This window comes from Microbulbifer sp. TB1203, assembly GCF_030997045.1.
GTDB lineage: Bacteria > Pseudomonadota > Gammaproteobacteria > Pseudomonadales > Cellvibrionaceae > Microbulbifer.
Genome location: NZ_CP116899.1, coordinates 2,804,575 through 2,828,447 on the forward strand (window position 1 = coordinate 2,804,575; position 23,873 = coordinate 2,828,447).

The window sequence follows — 23,873 nt, forward strand, 5'->3', positions numbered from 1 at the left end:
GGCGAGCCAAAGAAGGAATCGCCCATGAACCAAGGCGTACTGGAAATCAACGACTGCGGGCTGCGGGTATTCACCGGCACCGATGAAATACTGGAAAGCCCCGGCGTCGCCGTGGTGGAAAACCGGCAGATACTGGTGGGCACCGCGGCGCTGATGCGCGCGCGCAGCCACCCCACGCAGGTGAACAGTCAGTTCTGGCGCCGGCTCAGCCTGGAGTCGCTGAAGTCGGACAACGCCCGCTGCCGCCACCACGCGGACCTGGCCTACTGCCATCTGGAGGAAATCGCCGGGCACTGCGACCTTCCGGGAGAAATAGTGCTGGCGGTACCCGGCAATTTTACCCGCGAACAGCTGGCGCTGCTGCTGGGCATCGTCAAGGAGAGCCCGGTGAACGCCGTGGGCCTGGTGGATGCCGCCACCGCCTGTATCGGCAGCTGCGCCCCCCGCGGCGTGCAGCTGCACGTCGAACTACAGCGCCACCAGAGCCTGGTGAGCCGCGTGGCGGTCCACGAACAGGCGGTACTGGATATGGCGGAAACCGTCAGCGATGCCGGCATACAGAGTTTCCAGGACGCCTGGGCGCGGGTGTTTACCGACGCCTTCGTGATGCAGTGCCGCTTCGATCCGCTCTACTCCGCGGAAGCCGAACAGCAACTCTACGATATGCTGCCGCAGTGGGTCGGCCGCGCCATGCGCCAGGGTGAAGTCATGGCGGAACTGGACGACCGCACAGCGAAAGTGAGCCTGCGCCAGCTACAGGACGCCAGCACGCCGATCCTGTCGCGGGTGCGCGCGCTGATCGACAATCTGACGGAGCACAACAGCGTGGTCTTCGTCTCCCATCGCTGGGCGGAAATTCCCGGCGGCGCGCAGCTGGCGGAGCGCATACACCTGCTGCCCCACAACTGTGTGGCCCAGGCGGTGGCACGGCGCTGGGGGGAAATCCACAGCGATGCGGGGGCCCTGCGCCTGGTCACCGCACTGAGCGCGGCCCCCGCCGGCGAAGTGGCGGTCCAGGTCAACAGCGCCGCCGAGGCGGCGGCCACCCATCTGCTGTTCGGCCACCGGGCGCTGGCGGCGCAACAGCCGCTGTTCGTCAGTTGGAAGGATGGCAAACTCGAGGTGACCGCGACCCCGCCGCACCACCCCGCAGCCACGGTGACCAACCACGCCGGGCGGCTCGCGCTACGCGTGGATGCCGGGGCCCGGCTGATGCTGAACGGCGAGCAGATCGCTGCGCCGGTGAACCTCACCGCCGGCGACAAAATCGGCGCGGCGGATATCGACGACGTAATCACTGCGATCAGCGTGGAGCACTATGGCGCGTAAGAACCGGCGGTTCAGCACCTTCAGCCTGTCGTTCCTCGATATCATGTCCTGCGGCTTCGGCGCCGTAGCGCTGATCTTTTTGATTATCAAACACGGCTCCGACCGCGACATAGAGGCGGAAAACCAGGACCTGGCCGCGGAGGTCAACCTGCTGCAGGAAAAGGTGGAGTTCGGCCGCGAACATCTGGTGCTGGCGCGCAACACCCTGGATACCACCAGCGACGAACTGGCGGAGGCCCAGGGCCTGGCACGGCGCATTATCGAGCAGATCGAGGAGGTCAAGGGCAATATCGCCGAGGTCGACAGCGCCGACGAGGAGCAGGACGTCGAGCGACTGCAGGAAAAACTGAAAAAGCTGGAGCAGGCCAAGAAAGAGCTGGAGTCGGAGAACAAAAAACTCGGCAACAACGTGCGCAAGTATGTGGGCGACGGCGATCGCCAGTATCTCACCGGGCTGCAACTGGGGGGAGACCGTATCCTGATCCTGCTCGACTCCTCCGCGAGTATGCTCGCGGACCAGCTCATCAAGGTGATCCGCACGCGCAATATGTCGTCCCATGTCAAACGCAATACCGACAAGTGGCGCCGCGCAATCAATACCGTGTCCTGGCTGACGGCGCAGTTTCCCCAGGACAGCCAGTACCAGATCTACACCTTCGACACCGGCTTTCGCGCCGCCATCGCCGGCACCGAGGGCCGCTGGCTGAACGTGGACGACCGCGACCAGCTGGATAAGGCCATCGGCGAACTGGACAAAGTCGTACCCGAAAACGGCACCAGCCTGGAGCGGGTGTTCCACGCGGTCAGCAACCTGTCGCCGCTGCCGGACAACATCATCCTGATCACTGACGGCCTGCCCACCCAGGGCATGAAAAAGCCCCGCGGCAATACGATTTCCGGCCGGGACCGTATCGATCTGTTCAGGCGCGCGATAAAAGTGTTGCCGAAAGACGTTCCGATCAACGTCATCCTGGCACCGATGGAGGGGGATCCCTTTGCCGCGAGCGAGTTCTGGAAACTGGCCATGGATACCCGCGGCTCATTTCTGGCGCCCTCGAGGGACTGGCCATGAAACGCAATCGTAACAAACGTCAACAGGAAGAGTTCAGCATCTCCTTTCTCGACGTTATCTGCTGTGGCTTCGGCGCCATCGTCCTGCTGCTGATGATCGCCAAAACCATCGAGCCGATTGTGCTCGAGGAAGCCGAACTGGATCTGGACGGCCAGGTCCAGGAACTGCAGCAACAACTGGCGGAAATCCGCGGCGAAACCAGTATTCTCAACCGCGACCTCAATGCCAAGCGCGAACAACTGGACATCGAGCGCAAGCGCATTGCCAAGTTGAGAGGCGAACTGGACACGCTGCAGGCCCTCTACGCGCGCAAAACCGAGGGCGAGAGCGAGGAGGGCAAACTCAAGGGTGAGCTGACCGTGGCGCTGCAGACCCTGACCGAGGAAATGCGCCGCCTGTTGGGGGAAAACTACCAGCGCAAGAACAATGTGATCGGTGGCATCCCGGTAGACAGTGAATATATCCTGTTCATCATCGACACCTCCGGCAGTATGTTCAACTACGGCTGGGACCGCATGATGACGGAGATGGTCAACACCCTGGATATCTACCCCAACGTCAAGGGTATCCAGGTCATGAACGACATGGGGGACTATATGTTCAACAACTACCGCGGCAAATGGATACCCGACACCCCCGGGCGCCGTCAGGCGATACTGCAGCGCCTCAGGTCCTGGAACCCGTTCAGTAATTCCAGCCCGGTGGAAGGCATCCAGAAGGCGGTGCGCACCTTCCACGATCCCAACAAGAAAATCAGCATCTATGTACTGGGGGACGAATTCACCGGCAAATCCATCCGCAATGTGATGATGGCGGTGGACAGGGTCAATGCCCAGCGCGGCGAAGACCAGCGTATGGTACGTATTCACGCCATCGGCTTTCCCATCCAGTTTTCCCGGCCGCGGCACCTGCAGACAACCGGGCTGAGATTTGCCGCGCTGATGCGCGAACTCACCTACCGCAACGGCGGGACTTTTGTGGGGTTGAACGATTTCCGGTAACTAAAGGGTTATCCAGGAGCGAGTTATGACTTGGTCAAAAAAAGGATTTTCCGCGGTCTGGAAAATCACCCTGGTTTCGGCGCTGCTGCTCGCCGTCGCCTGCTCGCACACGGTGAGTGTCAATGGACGCTACCCGCAGCCGGTCGGGCAGCAGCATCCCCTTACCGTGGGCATCTATCTCAGCGATGAATTCCGTAAGTTCACCCATCACGAGGACAGCGCGGACCGCGACGAATGGAATATCAATACCGGCAAGGCACAGAAAAACCTGTTCGAGACGGTGCTCGGCTCCATGTTTACCGAGACGATTTCCCTCTCCCAGTACCCCCAGGACCTGCCGAAAAATGTCGAGCTGGTCATTGTGCCGGAGGTACGCGAACTCCAGTTCACCATGCCGCGGGAAAACCGCGTCAATATTTTCGAGGTGTGGATCAAATACGATATGCACGCCTATGACCAGCGCGGCGAGTCAGTGGCAAACTGGGTGATCACTGCCTACGGCAAAACGCCCACTGCTTTTCTAAAATCCCGCGAGGACGCCCTGGCCCAGGCCATCAATATCGCCCTGCGTGATGCCGGCGCCACCCTGTATACCGGCTTTGAACGGGTGCCGGAACTGCAGGCGTTCCTGGCCAACAAGCAGCGGGCGCTTTCCATGAGGGGTGGCGAAACCGCCGGTGAAGAAACCACGGAGTAACAGGAGGTTATTGTGGCCAAGTCACTTTTTATTTTCGCATTGGTGCTGCTGAGCGGCTGCACCACGGTGGTGATCGACGAATACCGGCGCAGTGAAGGCGAACTCGCCCGCGGCGACTCCGTTGTTATCCTGGGCCGGCGCCACTCCAGCGAGTACGAAACCGAACCGGACCTGATCGACTGTGTGGGCAGGCACCTGCACAATCCCAAGCGCGGGGTCACCGTTATTCCCGAGCAGCACTTCGTCGACGCCATGTACCCCTGGTTCGAGCCGCGCACCGCGCCGATGCACCTGAAATCCCTGGACCGACTGGTGGATATCCCCGAAGTGCGCGAGCGCATGGAAACCTACGGGGTGAAATACATCGTGTGGATCGATGGCTCCACCGAGACCACCGCCAGCGCCGGTTCCATCGGCTGTTCCATCGGCACCGGTGGCGCGGGCTGTTTCGGTTTCGGCACCTGGGACAAGGAATCCGACTACGAGGCATCGGTCTGGGACTTTCGCGACCGGGAGCTCTCCGGAAAGCTCAGCGCGGATGCCAAAGGCACTTCCTATATGCCCGCCATCGTAATACCCATTCCCCTGATCGCCCGGGTACAGAACAACGCCTGCAAGGGAATGGCCGCACAGCTGCAACAGTTCCTGCTGCCGGCACAACCCGCCGGCGGCAAATCTTCGAGTAGTTGACGCTCCTCAAATTCAGCGGAGGACCAAAACAATGCACACTTTACACAAAATACTCGCCACCGCGGTAATCGCGGCCATCGCCGGCTGCGCCTTCAACCCCGCCACCAACCGGCCGGACCTGGTATTGATGTCGGAATCCCGCGAAATTGAAATCGGCCGGGAAATGCATCAAAAGCTGGTGAAGAGCACGCCGATCTATAACGATCCGGTACTGAACGCCTATGTGGAGCACGTGGGCCAGAAAGTGGCCGCGGCCAGCGACAGGCCCGACCTGGAATACCACTTCACCATTATCGACAGCCAGGATATCAATGCCTTCGCCCTGCCGGGGGGGTATGTGTATATCAACCGCGGCCTGCTCACCTATCTGCACTCGGAGGCGGAAATGGCCGCGGTGCTGGCCCACGAAGTTGGGCATATAACCGCCCGCCACGCGGTGCGGCAAAAAACCGCCGCCACCGGCGCCGGTGTCGCCTCGGTACTCTCCGTACTGGTGACCGGCAGTGGTGTCGTCGGCGACGTGGCCAACCTGTGGACCACCGCGGCGGTGAAAGGTTACGGCCGCGATATGGAACTGGAAGCGGACCGCTTTGGCGCACAGTATATGTACAACGCCGGCTACGATCCGCAGGCGATGATCAATGTGATCGCCCTGCTGAAAGACCAGGAGACCTTCTCCCGCCGACGCGCCAGGGTGGAAGGTAAAAAGCAGCAGACCTACCACGGGGTTTTCTCCTCCCACCCTCGCAACGATATCCGCCTGAAGGAAGTTGTGGCGGCAGCTGGAGAGCTGCCGGAGGACAAAAAGGTAACCAAAGTCGAATACTACCGCGAGAAAACCGACGGCCTGGTCTACGGGCAGAACGCGCGACAGTCGGAAAAAAACCGCTACAACCACAAACGGCTTGGATTTTCCCTGCTGTTCCCGGAGGGCTGGAAAGTCGAGAACCAGCGCGAAGCCATCGTCGGCATTGCACCGGACAATTCCGCCACCATCACCCTCAAGGTGGACAGGCGCAACAGCAACCAACCCCCGGATATGGCGTTGCGGGAGACCTATGACGTGCGCCGCCTCGAACAGGACGAACAGCTACAGCAGTACCGGCTGCAGGGCCACACCGGCAAATTGCCGAAGGCCGGCAACGAGGACCCGGACCGGGTAGCATTAATTTTCTACGGCAGTCGCCAGTATATTTTCGAGGGTAAGATCAACAAGCTGCCGGAGGGAGAGGAAAAGGCCGGCGAGGAGTACGACAACCTCTTTCTCACCAGTATTCGCAGCTTCCGCCCCCTGCGCAAAAGCGACATTATTCAGCCGAACGTCAAACGGGTGCGTTATGTGAAAGCCAACGAAAAAACCACTTTCGCATCGCTGGCCCGCCATATGGAGATCGGCGAATACGCTGAGGAACAACTGCGCCTGCTCAATGGTTACTTTCCCCGCGGCGAGCCCAAGCCGGGAGAGTGGATCAAGATTGTACAGTGAAAAGTTCAGGACTCGTCATGATTGCAGGAGCGACCCAAGGCCGCGATCGGCCACCATCTGGAATCCGGTCGCGGCATAGCCTTTGAAGCAGGAGGGAGGGATCATACCCGGGATAATGGAGGCGGTCCCAACTCCCCCGTTATGCGCTAGCCGACAGCGGAATCGCTCAATCACTGCGGACCACGATGACCGGTAGCGGGCTGTAACCCGGGAACGTTACAGGATAATTTTTGATATCAAAAGGACAAGACTCAATTTAAACAGCGCGGTGGGATATCCGGGCTAGCCCCAGGGCTGGGAGAGAGAGCGTGATCCAGATTCTGATTTTGCTCGCCATTGTCGGCTTGATCATACTGATAACCACAAGGCTCAAACTGCACATCTTTCTCACCCTGCTGCTGGCCAGCTTTCTCGCAGGTTTTGTCTATGGCATCCCGGTGGCAAGCATTGCCACTGTCATCGGCAACGGTTTTGGCAGTGTACTCGGTTATATCGGCCTGGTAATCATGCTGGGTACTGTAATCGCCATTATTCTCGAGAGATCCGGCGCTGCCATCACCATGGCGGAAACCACCATCCGGCTGCTGGGGGAACGGATGCCGACTCTGGCTATTTCCATTATCGGCTATCTGGTTGCCATCCCTGTGTTCTGCGATTCCGGCTACATTATCCTGAACTCGCTGAAAAATTCTCTCGCGGAAAAACTCCGGGTTTCCAACTGTTCCATGAGTGTAGCGCTGGCCACTGGGCTCTTCGCAACCCATACCCTGGTCCCCCCCACTCCCGGCCCCGTCGCTGCGGCCACCAGCCTGGGCCTGGGCAACAGCTTCGGCATGGTAATTATACTGGGGTTGCTGGTAGCCGCGGTGGCTGCACTCGCGGGATGGATCTGGTCGCGACAGTTTGCCGACGTACACCTGGAAATCGGCGTGGACAGCAAAGTAAGCGACGAGTATTGCCGGGAACTGGTGGAGCGTTACGGCAGCCTGCCGAACTCCGCCATTGCTTTTGCGCCAATTTTTGTACCCATCGCACTGATGTGCCTGGGCTCTATCGCCAATCTCCCCGATAACCCGATCAATGATATTCCAGCCCTACGCCACCTGGCCGTCTTTCTCGGCCAGCCCTTGAATGCTTTGCTGATGGGCCTGGGACTCGCCTGTTTTCTGCTGCGTGGACCGCAGAAAATAGTGCAATTGTCCAAACATATAGCAGCCGGTATCAAAGCCGCCGCACCGGTGCTGTTGATCACCGGCGCCGGCGGCGCTCTTGGTGAAGTATTGAAAGTTTCCGGTGTCGGCACCCTGCTCAGCCAGTCCCTGTCCCATTCCAGTATGGGCCTGCTTATGCCCTTCCTGGTCGCCGCAACATTGAAAAGCGCCCAGGGCTCCTCCACCGTCGCCATGGCCACCACCTCAATACTGGTGGCGCCACTTCTGTTTGAGATGGGACTGGACAGCGAGATAGGCAGAGTGCTCACCGTCATGGCGATCGGTGCCGGCGCCATGACAGTGTCCCACGTCAATGACAGCTACTTCTGGGTGGTTACCCAATTCAGCAAGATGGACGTGACACTCGGCTACCGCGCCCAGACCACCGCCACCCTGATCCAGGGGGTAAGTGCCATGGCAGTGGTGGCGCTACTGGGCCTGGTGCTGATTTGAGTAAATTGCCCCTCACAATGATCCTGTATACACAAACTCCCGAGCGCCGTACAAACAGAGTACAGAAGATGATTCATCGCACCCTGCCCCTCTGCCTTTCCCTGGTCCTCATCCTCGCCGCCGGCAGTGCACATGCCACCCTGGTGATTGCTCACCGCGGCGCTTCCGGTTACCTGCCCGAGCATACCCTGGAAGCCAAGGCCCTGGCCTACGCCATGCGGCCGGACTATATCGAGCAGGACCTGGTGCTGAGCAAAGACAACCGCCTGATAGTAATGCACGATATTTACCTGGATGATATTACCGATGTCGCCCAGGTTTTCCCTGGCCGCGTGCGCAAGGACGGGCGCTACTACACCATCGATTTTACCCTGACGGAACTCAAGCGATTGAGAGTTACCGAGGCGTTCAGAAATAAGGATGGCAATATCGCTGCGAAATATCCCCGGCGCTTCCCGCTATGGCAATCCAGCTTCCAGTTATCCACTCTGGAGGAGGAAATCGAACTGATCCAGGGGCTCAACAAGACGCTCGGTTACGATATCGGCATCTACCCCGAAATTAAAAATCCCGCCTTCCATCGCCGCGAGGGCCGGGATATCGCCGTCCTGACACTGGTCAAACTCAAGCAATACGGCTACACCAACCGCAACAAAAAGATCTACCTTCAGTGCTTCGACGCCGAGGAACTGCAGCGGATAAAGCGCGAGCTGATGCCGCAGCTGGAAATGGATCTGCCCCTCGTACAATTGATCGCCAAAACGGGGTGGAGTGAAAAGCAGGTAGAGGTACAGGGAAAACTGGAAAACTATGACTACGACTGGATGCTGCAACCCGGCGGCCTGGAAAAAATCGCCACCTATGCCGATGCTATAGGTCCCTGGCTGATGATGATGATCGCCTCCCTTGATGACAACCAGGTGGTAACCACCGACCTGGTACAGCGGGCGCACCGCAACAATCTGGTGGTGCATCCCTACACCTTCCGCGCCGACTCGCAAAAGATCCCCCAACAGATCGGCAGTTTCGAGCGGTTGCTTGAGCTGTTTATCGACCAGCTGAACGTGGACGGGCTGTTCACCGACCACCCTGACAAGGCCGTGGAATTTATCTCCCGGGGCTCCCGCTGACAGAAACGCACCTGTAAGTACCGCTCTGTAATTTTCGATAAAACTACTCGAACCGGGAGAAATCCGCCGGCCGCTTTTCCATAAAGGCGGTGGCCGCCTCCTTGAACTCCTCCGACGCCAGGCGCTTCTGGAAGTATCCGGCCTCCCGCTCGATCACTTCCATTCCGGCGGAATGGGTACCCTGGCGCAACAGCTGTTTGGTGAGGCGCACCGCTTCGGGGGCTTTTTTTGCGAGTTCGCCAGCAGCAGCGCGCGCCCTGTCCAAAGCTTCGCTGGCGGGCACTGCTGCGTTGCAGATGCCGAGCTCCACCGCCTCGTCCGCGCCGAATTTTTTTCCCAGCAGCAGGAGTTCGGAAGCCTTCACGTGCCCCATCAGCCGGGGCAGGAAGTAGCTGGAAGCGTACTCCGGGCAAAGGCCGAGGTTGACGAAGGGCATCTGGAACATGGCGTCGTCGCCGGCGAAGGCCATATCGCAGTGCAGCAGCATGGTGGTGCCTATGCCGACGGCGGGGCCGTTGACGGCGGCCACCACCGGTTTCGGGAAGTTGTAGAGGGCGACCAAGAATTGGAAGACCGGCGATTCTTCACCGGAGGCGGAGCCGCCGAGGAAATCCGTCAGGTCGTTGCCGCTGGTGAACACGCCCTCGGTGCCGGAGAGGACCACGGCGCGAACTTCGATATTGCCCACGGCGCTGTTGAGCAGTTCGGCCAGGGCGCTGTACATGGCCATGGTGAGGGCATTCTTGCGCTCGGGGCGGTTGATGGTGATTTCCAGTACGCGATCTGTGACCTGGGACTGGATTTCTGCGCATGGGGTTTGCATGGGCTTCTCCGGATTACAAAGATAAGCAGGTTGGCCTTGGTATCGGCACCCTGTAGGAGCGGCGGGGCGGCCATCCGCCGCTGGCCGCGATCAGTCTGCACTACGAAGCGAGGCCGCTCCTACAAAGACACCCATATTAGCCACTGCCACAGCCCGCACGAGGGCCGATTCAACCAGATTGGCTAACCGAATCTCTGCGCAGCGGCTGGCACATGCAGTGTACGCCGCCGCCGCCGGGGGTGATCATGGAGATATCCGGGTCTATCACCTCCAGACCGTGGGCGCGGCACTTCTCCGCCAGGCCCTTATTGGCGCTGGGCAGCATTACGCGGTCATTGCCCAAAGCCACCACGTTCACCCCCAGTTCCAGCACCTGCGGGAAGGGGATATCGATAATCTCGATATTGCGGCTCCTGAACCACTGCACCAGCTCCGGCTCCACCGCATCCACACAGATGGCGGCGAGTTTTTCCGCAAGCATGGCCACCATGACGTCGATATGTAGGAAGAAGGGATCGAACTGGTAACCCTTCACTTCCCAGCCCTCTTTTTCCACCCAGTGCTTCATCTGCTGAAATCCCTGGGCGCTGGTGCGTTCGCCGGAGTAGCCGCAGAGGATGACGCCGGGCTCCAGCACCATGAAGTCCCCTCCTTCCAGGGAGCCGGCGGTGATCACGTCGTAGATGGGGATATCCAGCTCCGCGTATTTTTTGACGATCGGCACCCATTCGCCGCGGCGCCAGGGGCTGTACATCTGGGTCACGATAGGACCCCAGGGGGTCATTACCGAGGAGTCGCGGCCGTAAATCTGATAGGGCAGGCTGCTGTCCGGCGGGATGATGTGGGTGTTGACCCCGGCGTGGCGGTAGGCGTCGAGCATTTCCGCGTGCTGGGCGGCGGCCACCTTGTGGTCGAACACAAGCCCCAGGCGCTCGGCGCGGCGGGCACTGGCATTGCCGGTGCGCCAGCTGAAGTTATCCACCGGGCCGATCAGCACCTCGCGCAGCAGGCCGTATTCGGAGTCCATGCCCCACTTTTCAAGCGGTTTGGTGCCGCCCTCTTCTTTGCGGCGGCGGAGAGTGAATTCTGTCATTTATTTTCGTTCCGGATTTGTTTTCGTTGGTTTGGGGCGGGCCTGTGGCCCGCAAGCCGAGCTGGAGCCTTCAGCGCTCCCAGGGCCCTCTCCCCCGGCCCCTCTCCCGCTTGCGGGAGGGGGAGATTAAGAAGCGGTGCCGGCGCGGGCCAACATGGCCTGCAGCAACACGTTACAGCCGCCCTCCAGGTGGTCCGGTTCGGCGGATTCGGCTTCGTTGTGGGAGAGGCCGCCGGCACAGGGTACGAAGATCATCGATACCGGTGCCACACGGGATACATAGACCGAGTCGTGGCCGGCCCCGGAGACCATTTTCCGATGGCTGTAGCCCAGCGCTTTGGCTGCATTGTCCACCGCTTCGATACACTGGGAATCGAAGACCACCGGCGGCGAGTGCCACTCCTCGCGCACATCGATCGCAACTCCGGTGGCCTCCTCGACCTGGTCCGCCATGCGGTACAGGGTGCGGTGAAGGTGCTCCAACCCCTCTGGCTGCGGGTGGCGCAGGTCAAGAGCCAGCACGACCTTTTCCGGTACCGTGTTGCGGCTGCCGGGCTCGGCGCGCAGATCGCCGCAGGTCATACGTGCGTCATCGCCGTAGGCCTTCACTTCGCTGTAGAGGCGCTCGCACAACAGCGCCAGTGCCTGCACCGGATCTCGGCGATCGGCCATGGGCGTGGGGCCGGCGTGGCAGGGTGTGCCCTGGAAGGTGACATCGTACCAACGAATGCCCTGGACGCCGGTGACCACGCCAATTACTTCGTTCTTTTTTTCCAGTATCGGGCCCTGCTCGATATGCACTTCGAAGGCGGCGGCTATGGGCTTGGGCTCGGCGGGTTCCTCGCCCAGGTAGCCGATACGCCTCAGTTCTTCGCCGATGGTCGCGCCGGATTTGTCCGCTCGGCCGTGGCCGTATTCGAGACTGAACTCGCCGGCCCAGACGCCGGAGCCGATCATCGCCGGAGAGAAGCGCGCGCCTTCCTCGTTGGTCCACACCACCAGTTCCAACGGCGCCCGGGTCCGCACGCCCTCGTCCTCCAGGGTGCGCAACACCTCCAGCCCGGCGAGCACGCCGTAGACCCCGTCGAACTTGCCCCCGGTAGGCTGGGTATCCAGGTGCGAACCGGTGATCACTGGCGGCGCATCCGGCTCGCTGCCGGCGCGGCGGACGAAGATATTGCCCATGCGATCGATACGGACCTCGCAGCCGATCTCGCGGCACCACTGCAAAAACAGGTCGCGCCCCCGTTTGTCCTCATCGGTCAGTGCCTGGCGGTTGCAGCCGCCGGCGGGGGTGGCGCCGATACGGGCCATTTCCATCAGGCTGGCCCACAGGCGGGCGCCATCGATTCGCAGGGATTGCGCAGTATTTTCCATTCGCATGGCTCCAGACCTTATAATGGCACCAATATTAATGTGTTTTCCGCAATTTTAGTTTTGAAGCGGGCGGTTTAAAGAGTGGTTTATTTCGCCGTCGCTCGCTTCTCGAGCAGGTTCTTTCCCTATGACCGTTACCTACAGTTCCTACCTAAAAGTAGACGAGCTGCTGCAGTGCCAACAGCCTCTTTCCGAGGGGCCCGAGCACGACGAGCTGCTGTTTATCGTGATTCACCAGAGCTACGAATTGTGGTTCAAGCAGCTGCTGCACGAGCTGGACTTTCTCGTGCGCCTGTTCAACGGCGGCGAGCGCAACCGTGCCCTGCACACCCTGAAGCGGGTGGAAACCATCTACCACACCCTGATCCAGCAGGTGGACATCCTGGAGACGCTGACCCCGCTGGAATTCATGTCTTTCCGCGATCGCCTGGCGAGCGCCAGTGGCTTCCAGTCATTCCAGTTCCGCGAGCTGGAATTCCTGTTCGGCGCCAAGGACCCGAAGAAGCTGGAAAACTACAAGCCGGGCTCGGAGCACTATCAGAGGCTGGAGAGGCGCCTGCAGGCGCCGACCCTGTGGGATGCCTTTTTGAACTTCCTCGCCCAGGAGGGACACGAGATTCCCCAGAGCGAACTGGAGCGGGATTTCAGTCGGGTGACGGAGCCCTCACGGGCAGTGCAGAAGGTGTTGATCGACGTGTACCGCAACGATCCGCTGGTGAGCGAGATCTGCGAAGCGCTGGTGGATATCGACGCCTCGCTGCAGCAATGGCGCTATCGCCATGTGAAAATGGTGGAGCGCACCATCGGCAGCAAGATGGGCACCGGCGGTTCCAGCGGTGTGGGCTACCTGCAGAGCACGCTGTTCAAGCCGGTGTTTCCGGATCTGTGGGCGATTCGGGCAGAGCTTTAATTCGGGGACGCAATGATTGTGTGCAGTAGGAGCGGCCGCCCAGCCGCTCCTATAAGGGAAGGGATAGATATTGGAGGTATAAAAAAGCCAGCGCGAAGCTGGCTTTTTTGCGTCCGCCGGAGGCTTAGCCCTCGTAGGGCACCAGGGAGACCTGGATTCCCGCGTTCACTTCCTTGGCCGCGTCGGCAATCTGCACATAGGTGTCCGCGCTGGATTTGTTGTGTGCGCGCACGATCACGATGGCCTGCGGGTTCTCCGCAAACAGCTGGGCGATACGGGCGCGAACCGCGCGGGTGTCGATACGGCTGGTGCCCATCCAGATCTCGTCGTTGGCGTTCACCGTCAGCAGAATGTTCTGCTTGTCCGGGTCCGGCGGGGTCTGCTCGGTCTGATCCGGATCGGGTACGTTCACATCCAGCGCCTTCTCTTTAACAAAGGACGCCGTCACGATAAAGAAGATCAGCATGATAAATACGACGTCCAACATGGGCGTCAGGTCGATATCGGCTTTTTCCTCTTCTACAGCCTTACCGCGTCGTCTACTCATAAAACACCGTACAATTAGCTAAATGCAAATGGCGCCGGGTTGACCGGTCTAATCAGGTGGGCAAGATTGCCGGGAAATTGCCAGCATTGCAAGTGAAACCTGCCACCTGGAACAAAATTCATTTAAAATCAACAAGTTACAACTCAGCCCCACCCAGTCAGGTCAATATTTGACCAGTCATTTTCCGGCCCGCTCGGCCAGATAACCCTGGTAGTCCGGCACCTCCCGCTCGAAACTGGCGTCCATCAGCGCCGACTGCACCATCATATCTGCACTGCTGGAATTGCAGGCCACCGGGATGTTCCACACCGCGGCGATACGCAGCAGGGCCTTGACGTCCGGGTCGTGGGGCATGGGCTCGAAGGGGTCCCAGAAGAAGATCAGCAGATCGATCTCCCCCTGGGCGATCCTCGCCCCCAATTGCTGGTCGCCGCCCATTGGGCCGCTGAACAGCTTTTCCACATCCAGCCCCGTGGCCGCTTCCAACTGTGACCCGGTGGTTCCCGTCGCCAGCAGGCGGTGCCGTTCGAGCAGGCCGCGGTGGCGGTTGCACCACTGGACCAGGGCACTCTTGCGATTGTCGTGGGCCACCAGGGCCACCCGCTTGGTGGCCGGCAAGGGTTGCGCGATAAACTCCATGATTTCCTCGGTTGCTCATTCTTACATCTTTACTGGCGACTTCGGCGGCCGCCCAGCCGGAAATATCACCCGTCTCCCAGTCGCAGGCCGCGACCACGCACCTGGCCTTCCCATACCTGGCGCAGCTCTTTATAGCCGCCTTCACCATCCGGAGTGACCGCGTAGAAACGGTAGTCGCCCATCACACTACCGCCATCTTTGTCCCGCTGGAAGCGCAGCGTGACGAAACCCTGCTCCCAGGCCGCGAATACGGCGCCCTCCGCGCCGTAGCTGTGGTAGTCCTCGTCTTCCTGTTCGTCGCCTTTCAGGTGGGACAACTTGCCGGCGGCGCCGCTGACCAATTGGCGGGTACCTTTATAGTCGCCTTCGTCGGACAGGTAGTGATCGTGGCCGGCGATATACAGATCCACCTTGCCGAATACCTCGTCGCGCAGAAACAGGGCCTCACCGTAGCCGGCATCGCCGTGCCGGCCGGAACTCATCAGCGGGTGATGCCCGAGCACCAGCGAAAACCCGCAGCGGTCTCTCTGCGCCTCCATGGTCCGGCGCAGCCACATGGTCTCCGCAAAGCGTTTGTGAATAAAGTAGAGCTTGTTGTACCAGGTGGTTTCCAGGCTGAAGATACAGATATCGCCCCAGCGCTCGGCGTAATACCAGTTGGGAAACACGATATCGGGGTTCTCCGCGGCCACCTGCAGCCAGGCGCCGGCGTTCTGCTTGTAGTCGTGATTGCCCATCACCAGGTAAAAGGGGACGCCCTTACCCAGCAGCTCGGCGTAGGGTTGCATAAAGTTGGACTGCAGCAGCGGGTCCTGGGGGCTGGTGATACCGGAGGGGTAGATGACATCCCCGAGCACCCGGATCTGGTCACAGTCCATGGTCTGCAGCGCCCGGGCCACCGCCCACTGGTTTTCATCGCCGGTGCCGGGGTCGCCGATGATGCAGATCAACTGGTCGTCTTTCATCAGGGAGTCGGGGCGCTGCTCCAGCCAGGAGCGGGAGTCGCCACAGGCGCTCAGCAGGGAGAGCAATAAAAGCAGAGGTATGAAGCGCATAAACAACCAGTCCGGTTCGTACCGCGGGTTGTGCGCTTCCTGCTGCGCCCACGGCCATTATTTTTCTTGGCGGCCCCCCTTATCGGAACCGGGCTGCAATTTACCCAGTTTCGCCACACAACTGCAAGTATTCGCCGCCCGCGCTCGGCAGAGCGGCGCCCGGATCGTTATAATGCGCGGCATTTTCCATCGGAGGAGTTGTGCAATGAGCGTCGGCGCCTGGGAACCAGAGAAAGCACCACAACAGAGCGGTGAGGGGGAGAAGATTAACCGGGAATTGTTACAGCGGTATATCTCCGCCCTACAGTCCACCGCTCCGCTGCCTGAAAGCCTGTCCCCGGAGGATCGGCAGGCCTCGTACCTGATGCGCCTCCCGGCACAGCGCTGGCTGGAGGAGAGCGAAGCCTGGAACAAAGAGCAGCTTTGGCAATTGATCCGGTTTTTCACCCTGGCCGAGGCGCAGCTCCCCGGCTGGCACGCCGGAGCCGAGTCACCGGTGATTCCGCTGGCCAGGTCCCTGCGGCAGCGCGGGGCACCGCTGGACAGGGACCAGTTGCTGTGGATCAAACAGCACTCGGACAATCGCTACCTCCCCTACGGCCCTCTCTGACGAGAGGTTGGTGGGTAGCGCTCCAGCGGCCACTACCCTCTATTCCCCAAACGAGACAATTGCCCTTTCAACAAATCCACATCTCCCGGGGTGCGATAGTTCCCCGGCAGGTGACGCCACAGCACGATACCCTCGCTGTCCAACAACCATAAACTGGGACGGCAGGCCGCTGCGGTGGGTGTCGGGGATCTGAACAGGCGCAGCCACAGCGGCTGTCCGCCGGCGGCGACAAAGAGCCGGTTGCCCTCCTCTTCTTCCGCCAGCTGAACAATTTCCGGCAGCTCCCCGCCGCACCATAAACGCGTCCACCTTCCTTTATTCTCGGTGCTGAACAAAATCAGCTGTGCGTTGTAGCGGTTCAATAGCTCCCCCAGTTCCGGCAGCTTCGACAACAGGGCACGGCTGTCTGCACAAAAAGTGCCGCGCAGAAATACCAACACCAACCCCTCGGCATTTCCCGCTCTCACCCCGGCAGCGGGATCCAATCGCTGCCCCTCCACGGTGCATAGAGGGGGAAACCGCTCGTTGACCCGCGGCATTTCCGGCTGGCGCAATGCGGAGAGGTGAAACAGGTAGACCAGCAGGATAAACAGGTTGTAAATCGCCAGGTAGGTGGGCTCGTCCTTGCCGGTGTCGGTGACGAGAACAACCGCCAGCCCGAGCAGGACTGCCGCAAATGCCGGATCTTCACGTAGTGAACCGCGATATCTGGCCGGCCGCCACCAGCGAAGACTCATCCATACCGGCAGGGCCAGGGCGTTTACTGCCAACCCCAACCAGGCGATGTCGCCGGTGGAAATCCACCGGAACAGAGCCCAAAAACCGCAGCTGTAGAGCCAGATAAAAGCGAGAATGGTAAAAAAGCTCTTAAATTTATTCATTGCGGGGCAAAAAACCCTTAAAACACTTGCATTCCAGTATATAAATGAGCTGCAATTAGCGCGATGATTTTCACTCATCCATAACAACTCTTAAATACAGGGAAATTTTATGGCTCCACGTAAAAAAACTTCGACAATCAGTCCTGTCGCCAAACTGGAAGCGGAACTCAGCGCTCTGAAATCCAAACTGGAAGAGGCGCGCTCAAAACAGGAAAAGGATGCGGCCAAAGCTGCCGATAAATTGGCCAAGGATGCCGACAAAGCCGCCGCCAAAGCCAAGGCCGCACAGGATAAAGTAAAAGCTGTACGGGCGAAGAAGAAGACCCCGGCACAGCAGAAGCAGCTGAAAGCGGCCACCGCCGCCTCCACGGCAGCCAAGAAAGCGGCAGCGCAGGCCAAGGCCGCCGCAACCGAGGCCAAAACTCAGCTGGCCACCATCGAATCGGAAAACAAGCTGGCCACCAAGGTAGCTAAAGCCGTAGCCAAGGAAGAGGCGGCCATCGCCAAGAAGCTGTCCGCTGCGGAGAAGAAGAAAGCTGCTGCCAAAGCCAAGAAAGACGCAGCAAAGGCCAAGAAGAAGGCTGCGGCGGAGAAGAAGAAGGCCGCTGCTGCCGCCAAGAAAGCCGCCGCTGCAGAGCGCAAGAAAGCCGCCGCTGCCAAGAAGAAGGCCGCAGCCAAGGCCAAAAAGGCAGCCGCCAAGGCCAAGGCTGCAGCGAAAAAGGCCAAGAAAGCTCCGGGCCGCCCCAAGAAGGCAGCCAGTGAGAAGAAAAGTCCGGGCCGCCCCAAGAAGGCCGCCGGTGAGAAGAAAAGTCCAGGCCGCCCCAAGAAGGCCGCCAGTGAGAAGAAAAGTCCAGGCCGCCCCAAGAAGGCCGCCAGTGAGAAGAAAAGTCCAGGCCGCCCCAAGAAGGGCACCACAGTGAAGAAGCGTCCAGGTCGTCCGAAGAAGGCCACCACTGCGAAAGGCCCGGGCCGCCCGAAGAAAGCCGCTGCTGGAAAGAGAGGCCCCGGTCGTCCGCCGAAAAAGGCGTAAGGACGGTCCCTGTAGTCGCCCGTTATGGAAGGCGAGCACAAGACCACAAAAAAACCCGGCTTCGGCCGGGTTTTTTTGTGGTGAATGATGAGTGCTAAGCGTAAGGCCGTCATCGGCGGGCCTGCGGCCCGCGTGCCGAGCTGGGGCTCGGCGTTCCCGGCCTAATTATTCAACCGCGCCCGCTTTATCTGATGATCCCGCCCCAGCTCCAGTACGCAGTCCGCCCTGGACGGCATCTCGGCCAGCAGGTTGCGGGTGATTCGCTCGTAGTGCTGGACGAAACGCGCTATTTCGTCGTCGCTCATGCCATTGCCACGGCGCGCCCGCAGTTTTCTCTCCTGCAGTTGGCGCCACTCCAGCACGCACGCCATATCCGGCACCTTCAACATCACCAGGGTGTCCAGTGGGGCGAACAACTGTCGGTAGGGGCCCTCCAACTGCGTATTTACGTAATTGCGCCAGACGCCCCGGCTGTCCTCCTCCCGCTCCAGCACATTGATCGGCTCGGGGCTGTTCTCCCAAGGCCTGGCGCCCACACACCAGCCTTCGAACAGCAGAATATCCAGCGGCCCCCTGTGACGCGGCCACAGGTCCTCGGGAGTGCGTTCGTCGGTGGATTTGTCGAAATGGGGAATAGCGACCTCGGTGTCGCTATCGCTGTTGCACAGGCGTGAGATCGTCTCCAGCCCCAGGGATACATCGTGGGTGCCCGGCACACCGCGGGTCTCCAGCAGCGGATGCACCTGCTGCGCGAGCTGCCGGCGCTCGATCCTGGTGAGATAAATGTCGTCCAGGGAAAAACCCGCACTGCGAAACCCCAGATGCTCCCAGGCCAATTGCAGGAAATCCGTGAGGGTGGATTTGCCGGAACCCTGGCCGCCGCAGATACCCACGACAAGGGTTTTATTCTTCTCCTTGCGCTCCGCCAGCCACAGTGCCAACGGCACATAGTAGTGCTCTACCTGGTGGCGGAACGACGCCGGCAACTGGTGGTCGGAAATAAAGTCGTCGATTTCAGACTGCAGCCGTTCGCACAGCCGCTCCGCCTGCTCGATGATCGCAGTTGGCCATTCGCTCGCCATCTATACCGGCTCTCCCGTTTCGCGGGCGGTGCTTGTGCGCCCGATTTCGACCCTACAGATCCTTTAGCCCTCGCCTCCCAGGCCCCAGGGGGCGCCGCGGTGGCAAAACGCTGCGCAGCAGTTCCCGCAGGCGCCCGGGCAATACCAGCATAACCGGAGTTACGATCAATGTAAGCAGGGTGGAAAAGGTGAGACCGTAAACGATGGCGCTGGCCAGCTTCACCCAGAAAGAGGCGATCACACCGCCCACCACGATATTGCGCCCCACCATATCCACGCTCACTCCAAGGGCCAGCGGCAGCAGACCGAGAATGGTGGTGGCGGTCGTGAGGAACACCGGGCGCAGCCGCTGTGCCGCGGCCTTGACCGCCGCCCCGGCCGGCGGCAGTTCCGGCTCGGCTCCGCGCACATGGTTATAGGTGTCGATCAGCACGATATTGTTGTTAACCACGATACCGGCCAGCGCCACTATGCCCACGCCGGTCATGATCACACTGAAAGTACTCTGGGTAAGAGTGAGCCCCAGCATCACACCGAGGGTGGACATTACCACTGACGACAGAATCAGCAGCGACTGGTAGAAACTGTTGAACTGGGTCACCAACAGTATAAACATCAGGAACAGCGACAGCAGGAAAGCCACCGCGAGAAAGCTGAGCGACTCGTTCTGTTCCTCATCGGCACCGCGGAACAGCAAGTCCACCTCGCCATCCACTGGCTGCTCCTCCAGCCAGGCACGGATCTCCCGGACCTTATCGTCCGCCAGTACCCCCTCCTGCACATCGGCTTTGACCTGCATGCGGGTGGTTCCGTCGATGCGTTCGATTTTATCCACCTCGGGCCTGGCTTCCGTACGCACGAAACTGCTGACGGGCACCGCGCCGCGGGGGGTATTCACCTTGAGCTGTTCCAGCGCGGCGATACCGCGGGCACTTTCGGGATAGCGGATGCGGATATCCACTTCCTCATCGGTATCGTCCGGGCGATACTCGGCCATCAGCACGCCGTTGGTAACCAATTGCACCGCACGACCCACCTGTGTGAGATCGGCACCGTAGAGCGCAGCCTTGGCCCGGTCCACCTTTACCTCCCACTGGATACCCGGCAGCGGCGCGGTATTGACGATATCCCGCAGGCCGCCGAACTCATTCTCCAGCGCCCGGTGCAGGCGCCAGGTTTCCGCCAGCAGCTTGTGGTAATTCCGCGAACGCAGTTCCAGCACAATATCCTTGCCGACCGGCGGACCGCCCTCAAATAGTTTGGCAGTCACTTTAATTCCCGGAAAATGTGCGGTTCGCGCGCGCAGGTCGGCAAAAATCTCCCGACTGCGGCGCTCGCGCTCCTGCGCCGGCATCAGCTCCACCAGCATGTTGGCAATCTGGTCCGGCGCCCGCTCGGTATTGCCGGACAGACCGCCGGAACCGATCGCTGTGTAAGCCACCCGCACTTCCGGCACCTCCAGCACCGCGCGCTCCACCTGCGCGACCAGGGTTTTCTTTTCCTCCACCGACAAATTGCCCTGTGCACGAACTTCCACATTGCCGTACTGCTCTTCGGTCTCGGTAAAAAACTCCACCCCGGCGCCAAAGCGGCCGAAGGCGAAAAAGATACAGACCAGCATCAGCAGAGTGGTGGCAAAAGCCGCGAGCGGGCGATGCACCACCCACTCCAAAGCGCGCGCGTAAGCGCCGGTAACACCGCCGAGCACCGCGGGCCGCCCCTCCTCCAGTGCCCTGAGGTATTGCCGGGCTGCGGGGTCCAGCGCGCTCCTGCCGAACATGGCCCCCAACACCGGGGCGAAAAACAGCGCGTAGAGTAGCGAGCCGGAGAGCACCGCGAACACCGTCACCGGCAGGTAGCGCATAAACTCACCCACGACACCGGGCCAGAACATGATCGGCAGAAAGGCCGCCAGTGTGGTGCCGGTGGAGGCCACCACCGGCCAGAACATGCGCCGCACCGAAGTCACATAGGCATCGCGCGCGGACAGCCCCTCGGCCATTTTCCGGTCGGCGAATTCTGTGATCACAATTGAGCCGTCGATCAGCATGCCCAGCGCCAGCAGCATGCCGAACATCACCATAAAATTGAACGAGTAGCCCAGATACCAGGTGACAATGGAGCCGAACAGCAGTGAGAAGGGAATGCCCAGGCCCACCAGCATGCCGGAGCGGAAACCCAGCGCCGCCACCACAATCACCATCACCAGCAGCATCGCGGTAAGGATATTGCCCTGCATTTCGCTGACCATATCCCGCGCAAACTGGGACTGGTCGAAGACAAAATCCACCTCGACACCACGCGGCAGGTATTGCGCTTCCTCCCGCACCAGTGCGCGCACCGCGTCCGCCACTTCCACCGAGCTGGCGCCGCTGCGTTTTTCCACGTTGATCGCCAGCCCCTGGCGGCCGTTGACGCTGGTGTAACTGGAAGCGTCCTTGAAGGTGCGGCGAATTTCGGTGACATCGCCCAGGGTCACCACACCGCGGGCGGAATTCTTCAGGGGAATTTCGTATACGTCCTGCGCCGATTCGATCAGCCCCGGCACCTTGACGGAAAAGCGGCCCCGGTCGGTCTCCAGTTCGCCGGCGGGAATCAGCAGGTTGTTGTTCAGCACCGCGTTGATCAACTCGCCGCTGGTCACTCCATAATGCTCCAGTCGCACCGGATCGATAGTGGCTTCCACCACCTCCTCGCGGTTGCCGCGGAGGTCGGCACTCAGTACCGAACTCAGGTTTTCGATCTTGCGCTGCAGGTGCTGCGCACTCTGCAGCAGCACCCGCTCGCTGACCTGTTCACCGGCCAGAGTGACCACGATTGCCGGAAACGGTTGTGCCGAGGCTTCCTCGACAACCGGCTCCTCCGCGTCCCTAGGCAGTTCCGCCTTGGCGCGATCCACGGCATTGCGCACTTCATCCACTGCGTCATCCACATCCATGGCGGCATCAAATTCAATCACCAGATACGCCATGGACTCCCGCGCAGTGGAAATTATCTCTTCAATCCCCTCGATAGCGCGCATCTCCTGCTCCAGCGGGCGCACCAACAGGCGCACGCCATCTTCCGGGGAGATACCCTCGTGAGCCACCTGCACGATCACCACCGGTGGATTCACCTCCGGGCTGGATTCCACAGTCATGCCCGCGCGCGCCGCCAGACCCACAAGAACAATCAACAACATCAGGCTGATGGAGCTGCGGCTGCGATCTATGGCGCTGTCCAGCAATTTCACTGCGCGTCCCCCCCGTCCGGTGACACCACTTCACTCGCCGAGGGCAGCACCTCCACTGCGGCTTCGCCGGGCGCGGGCAGGTCGCCCTCTCCGGGCTCAAATTCCACACTGACAACCTCGCCGACGGAGACATATTCCTGGCCGACAGTGATCAGCGTGACCCGGGGCGGCAGGCCTCCAACCCAGACACCTTCGTCCGCGTCCCCAAACAGCTCGACGTTGGCGAAACCCACCCGGTTGCCGGCATCGAGGATACGCACGCCCAGGTCGCCGCGGTCGTCGAGAGTCAACAGTGAGGCATTGATCCGGTGCGCCAATATCTCACCGGTGGGCAGCGCCAGGCGCCCGCTGAGTCCCGCGCGCAATGCGGCCGAGGAATTCTCCACCGCCACTTCCACCCGATAGGCGCGGGTCAGTTCGTCCGCTTGCCGGCTGATATAGCGCAGGCGCCCTCGCACTGTCTGCCCACCCTGCAGCTGCGCACTGGCAGGGCCGCCGATAGTGAGGCGGCCCACCTGCGCTTCGGACACCTCGCCCACCACCAGTATCGGGTCCAGGTCCAGCAGGGTGGCGCACTCCTCGCCGCGGCGAATGAAATCCCCCAGTTCCACCGCGCGGCTGTTGACCACGCCATCGAAGGGCGCGCGGATTTTCAGGTTGTCCACCGCCACTTGGGCCCGCTTGAATTCCGCCCGCGCGTCGGCCAGTGCCACTTCCTGCCCAGCCAGGTCGGTGTTCGACTGCAGCCCCTTTTTCTTCAGCCGCTGGGCGCCCTGGTAATCCAGCTCCGCCTTGCTCAGCGCGGCTTTGGCCCGGGCCAGGTTTTCCGGCCGATCCTCCGCTTCGATCTCGCAAATCACCTCGCCCTGCCTAACCGCACGGCCCTCCTCCACCGGCAGCGCGACGATGGCACCATCCAGTTCCGCGCGCAGACGCACGCTGCGGTTCGGCTCCGTGCGGCTGTTTACCTGTACGCGAGTGAGGTAGGACTGGGCCCTGAGCCTTTTCGCCTGTACCCGCAGTGATTCGCCGGGGGCAGTTGCCCGGCTGTCGCCATCCCCCGGCGCCGACGATTGTCCACCGGAAAATACCAGGCCACTCAACAGCCACAGCAGGGCCAACAGAGCGATGATTGCGGCCACGCGGTAATTGCGCTGCCGCCAGAAGGTTGCAAAAACTTTCATCTCGAAAACCTTGCGGAGGGGAAAAAATCCAGCTTCCGCCAGAACCTCCGTATTCTGGCGGAAGGCAAATTGTAGGCGGCGGATGCGGCCTGCGCAGCGAACATTTCTAGCGGAATGTGAAATTCACAAGGGTTATCGCGCCTGTCTTCGGCAAGTCGCCGCGGCAGAGCCTGCAAGCCTGCCGCGGGGGAAGGTCAAGGGGTGGGTGTGGTCGGTGGGAATTATAGATATCCTGTTTTAAATCAAGCTCCCATACTCGTCATACCGGCGCACGCCGGTTATCCAGTCCAGTGGCACCTGGGTTCCGGCCTGCGCCGGAACAACGAACGCGCGCGTGAGGG

General features: G+C 60.8%; 21 protein-coding genes. 11 read left to right on the forward strand and 10 right to left on the reverse strand.

What is annotated here, in order from left to right:
• Positions 1-24 precede the first annotated feature (24 nt).
• From PP263_RS11725 to glpQ, 8 genes are all read left to right on the forward strand, one after another.
• A complete protein-coding gene (locus PP263_RS11725) occupies positions 25-1,329 on the forward strand; it encodes a hypothetical protein (protein ID WP_308363687.1) in 1,305 nt (434 codons plus the stop codon).
• The gene (locus tag PP263_RS11730; protein WP_308363688.1) at positions 1,319-2,401 is read left to right on the forward strand and encodes a VWA domain-containing protein; all 1,083 of its coding nucleotides are present in this window, start codon (positions 1,319-1,321) and stop codon (positions 2,399-2,401) included. The genes PP263_RS11725 and PP263_RS11730 overlap by 11 nt, the downstream gene beginning before the upstream one ends.
• Positions 2,398-3,402 (forward strand): VWA domain-containing protein, encoded by a 1,005-nt coding sequence (locus tag PP263_RS11735; RefSeq protein WP_308363691.1) that lies wholly within the window; start codon positions 2,398-2,400, stop codon positions 3,400-3,402. The genes PP263_RS11730 and PP263_RS11735 overlap by 4 nt, the downstream gene beginning before the upstream one ends.
• A gap of 25 nt (positions 3,403-3,427) precedes the next feature.
• Entirely contained in the window at positions 3,428-4,099 is a 672-nt protein-coding gene (locus PP263_RS11740) for a hypothetical protein (protein ID WP_308363692.1), read from the forward strand.
• Between the two features lie 12 nt (positions 4,100-4,111).
• Complete coding sequence (locus PP263_RS11745) at positions 4,112-4,789, forward strand: hypothetical protein (protein ID WP_308363693.1); 678 nt, start codon at positions 4,112-4,114, stop codon at positions 4,787-4,789.
• Positions 4,790-4,820: 31 nt separating this feature from the next.
• Positions 4,821-6,275 carry a M48 family metalloprotease gene (locus tag PP263_RS11750; protein WP_308363694.1) on the forward strand — a complete coding sequence of 485 codons (1,455 nt, stop codon included), beginning with the start codon at positions 4,821-4,823 and terminating at the stop codon, positions 6,273-6,275.
• 308 nt (positions 6,276-6,583) lie between these two features.
• On the forward strand, positions 6,584-7,939 hold the full coding sequence (locus tag PP263_RS11755) for a GntP family permease (protein ID WP_308363695.1): 1,356 nt from the start codon (positions 6,584-6,586) through the stop codon (positions 7,937-7,939).
• A gap of 68 nt (positions 7,940-8,007) precedes the next feature.
• A complete protein-coding gene (gene glpQ, locus PP263_RS11760) occupies positions 8,008-9,069 on the forward strand; it encodes a glycerophosphodiester phosphodiesterase (protein ID WP_308363696.1) in 1,062 nt (353 codons plus the stop codon).
• A 43-nt stretch (positions 9,070-9,112) separates the two neighbouring features.
• Here the strand turns inward: glpQ and PP263_RS11765 are convergent, their stop codons facing one another.
• From PP263_RS11765 to PP263_RS11775, 3 genes are all read right to left on the reverse strand, one after another.
• Positions 9,113-9,892 carry an enoyl-CoA hydratase gene (locus PP263_RS11765; RefSeq protein ID WP_308363697.1) on the reverse strand — a complete coding sequence of 260 codons (780 nt, stop codon included), beginning with the start codon at positions 9,890-9,892 and terminating at the stop codon, positions 9,113-9,115.
• Between the two features lie 169 nt (positions 9,893-10,061).
• On the reverse strand, positions 10,062-10,985 hold the full coding sequence (locus PP263_RS11770) for an arginine deiminase family protein (RefSeq protein ID WP_308363698.1): 924 nt from the start codon (positions 10,983-10,985) through the stop codon (positions 10,062-10,064).
• 126 nt (positions 10,986-11,111) lie between these two features.
• On the reverse strand, positions 11,112-12,362 hold the full coding sequence (locus PP263_RS11775; RefSeq protein ID WP_308363699.1) for a Zn-dependent hydrolase: 1,251 nt from the start codon (positions 12,360-12,362) through the stop codon (positions 11,112-11,114).
• 127 nt (positions 12,363-12,489) lie between these two features.
• On the opposite strand from PP263_RS11775, the gene PP263_RS11780 reads away from it, so the two are divergent.
• Positions 12,490-13,272 (forward strand): tryptophan 2,3-dioxygenase family protein, encoded by a 783-nt coding sequence (locus PP263_RS11780; RefSeq protein ID WP_308363700.1) that lies wholly within the window; start codon positions 12,490-12,492, stop codon positions 13,270-13,272.
• Between the two features lie 124 nt (positions 13,273-13,396).
• Here the strand turns inward: PP263_RS11780 and PP263_RS11785 are convergent, their stop codons facing one another.
• The 3 genes from PP263_RS11785 to PP263_RS11795 all read right to left on the reverse strand — a co-directional run bounded on the left by PP263_RS11785 (position 13,397) and on the right by PP263_RS11795 (position 15,513).
• A complete protein-coding gene (locus PP263_RS11785; RefSeq protein WP_308363701.1) occupies positions 13,397-13,819 on the reverse strand; it encodes a biopolymer transporter ExbD in 423 nt (140 codons plus the stop codon).
• 177 nt (positions 13,820-13,996) lie between these two features.
• Positions 13,997-14,458, reverse strand: coding sequence for a methylglyoxal synthase (locus PP263_RS11790; protein WP_308363702.1), 462 nt, complete (start codon positions 14,456-14,458; stop codon positions 13,997-13,999).
• Between the two features lie 65 nt (positions 14,459-14,523).
• Positions 14,524-15,513 (reverse strand): metallophosphoesterase, encoded by a 990-nt coding sequence (locus PP263_RS11795; RefSeq protein WP_308363703.1) that lies wholly within the window; start codon positions 15,511-15,513, stop codon positions 14,524-14,526.
• A gap of 205 nt (positions 15,514-15,718) precedes the next feature.
• Between PP263_RS11795 and PP263_RS11800 the strand changes: the two genes are divergently transcribed.
• Positions 15,719-16,123: a hypothetical protein gene (locus PP263_RS11800; protein ID WP_308363704.1), complete on the forward strand. Its 405-nt coding sequence runs from the start codon at positions 15,719-15,721 to the stop codon at positions 16,121-16,123.
• 32 nt (positions 16,124-16,155) lie between these two features.
• On the opposite strand, the gene PP263_RS11805 is transcribed toward PP263_RS11800, so the two are convergent.
• Positions 16,156-17,004, reverse strand: coding sequence for a hypothetical protein (locus tag PP263_RS11805; protein WP_308363705.1), 849 nt, complete (start codon positions 17,002-17,004; stop codon positions 16,156-16,158).
• 109 nt (positions 17,005-17,113) lie between these two features.
• Here PP263_RS11805 and PP263_RS11810 point away from each other — a divergent pair, with 109 nt between their 5' ends.
• Positions 17,114-18,034: a hypothetical protein gene (locus PP263_RS11810; RefSeq protein ID WP_308363706.1), complete on the forward strand. Its 921-nt coding sequence runs from the start codon at positions 17,114-17,116 to the stop codon at positions 18,032-18,034.
• Positions 18,035-18,195: 161 nt separating this feature from the next.
• Here the strand turns inward: PP263_RS11810 and PP263_RS11815 are convergent, their stop codons facing one another.
• The 3 genes from PP263_RS11815 to PP263_RS11825 are packed head-to-tail and all read right to left on the reverse strand — an operon-like array spanning position 18,196 to position 23,532.
• On the reverse strand, positions 18,196-19,116 hold the full coding sequence (locus PP263_RS11815) for a phosphoribulokinase (RefSeq protein ID WP_308363707.1): 921 nt from the start codon (positions 19,114-19,116) through the stop codon (positions 18,196-18,198).
• A gap of 52 nt (positions 19,117-19,168) precedes the next feature.
• Positions 19,169-22,348 carry an efflux RND transporter permease subunit gene (locus tag PP263_RS11820; RefSeq protein ID WP_308363708.1) on the reverse strand — a complete coding sequence of 1,060 codons (3,180 nt, stop codon included), beginning with the start codon at positions 22,346-22,348 and terminating at the stop codon, positions 19,169-19,171.
• The gene (locus PP263_RS11825) at positions 22,345-23,532 is read right to left on the reverse strand and encodes an efflux RND transporter periplasmic adaptor subunit (RefSeq protein WP_308363710.1); all 1,188 of its coding nucleotides are present in this window, start codon (positions 23,530-23,532) and stop codon (positions 22,345-22,347) included. The genes PP263_RS11820 and PP263_RS11825 overlap by 4 nt, the downstream gene beginning before the upstream one ends.
• Between the last annotated feature and the right edge of the window lie 341 nt (positions 23,533-23,873).

Coding starts and splice junctions, on each gene's coding strand:
- PP263_RS11725 (WP_308363687.1), top strand. CDS start 25: ATGAACCAAGGCGTACTGGAAATCAACGACTGCGGGCTGCGGGTATTC.
- PP263_RS11730 (WP_308363688.1), top strand. CDS start 1,319: ATGGCGCGTAAGAACCGGCGGTTCAGCACCTTCAGCCTGTCGTTCCTC.
- PP263_RS11735 (WP_308363691.1), top strand. CDS start 2,398: ATGAAACGCAATCGTAACAAACGTCAACAGGAAGAGTTCAGCATCTCC.
- PP263_RS11740 (WP_308363692.1), top strand. CDS start 3,428: ATGACTTGGTCAAAAAAAGGATTTTCCGCGGTCTGGAAAATCACCCTG.
- PP263_RS11750 (WP_308363694.1), top strand. CDS start 4,821: ATGCACACTTTACACAAAATACTCGCCACCGCGGTAATCGCGGCCATC.
- glpQ (WP_308363696.1), top strand. CDS start 8,008: ATGATTCATCGCACCCTGCCCCTCTGCCTTTCCCTGGTCCTCATCCTC.
- PP263_RS11765 (WP_308363697.1), bottom strand. CDS start 9,892: ATGCAAACCCCATGCGCAGAAATCCAGTCCCAGGTCACAGATCGCGTA.
- PP263_RS11770 (WP_308363698.1), bottom strand. CDS start 10,985: ATGACAGAATTCACTCTCCGCCGCCGCAAAGAAGAGGGCGGCACCAAA.
- PP263_RS11775 (WP_308363699.1), bottom strand. CDS start 12,362: ATGGAAAATACTGCGCAATCCCTGCGAATCGATGGCGCCCGCCTGTGG.
- PP263_RS11780 (WP_308363700.1), top strand. CDS start 12,490: ATGACCGTTACCTACAGTTCCTACCTAAAAGTAGACGAGCTGCTGCAG.
- PP263_RS11785 (WP_308363701.1), bottom strand. CDS start 13,819: ATGAGTAGACGACGCGGTAAGGCTGTAGAAGAGGAAAAAGCCGATATC.
- PP263_RS11790 (WP_308363702.1), bottom strand. CDS start 14,458: ATGGAGTTTATCGCGCAACCCTTGCCGGCCACCAAGCGGGTGGCCCTG.
- PP263_RS11795 (WP_308363703.1), bottom strand. CDS start 15,513: ATGCGCTTCATACCTCTGCTTTTATTGCTCTCCCTGCTGAGCGCCTGT.
- PP263_RS11800 (WP_308363704.1), top strand. CDS start 15,719: ATGAGCGTCGGCGCCTGGGAACCAGAGAAAGCACCACAACAGAGCGGT.
- PP263_RS11805 (WP_308363705.1), bottom strand. CDS start 17,004: ATGAATAAATTTAAGAGCTTTTTTACCATTCTCGCTTTTATCTGGCTC.
- PP263_RS11810 (WP_308363706.1), top strand. CDS start 17,114: ATGGCTCCACGTAAAAAAACTTCGACAATCAGTCCTGTCGCCAAACTG.
- PP263_RS11815 (WP_308363707.1), bottom strand. CDS start 19,116: ATGGCGAGCGAATGGCCAACTGCGATCATCGAGCAGGCGGAGCGGCTG.
- PP263_RS11825 (WP_308363710.1), bottom strand. CDS start 23,532: ATGAAAGTTTTTGCAACCTTCTGGCGGCAGCGCAATTACCGCGTGGCC.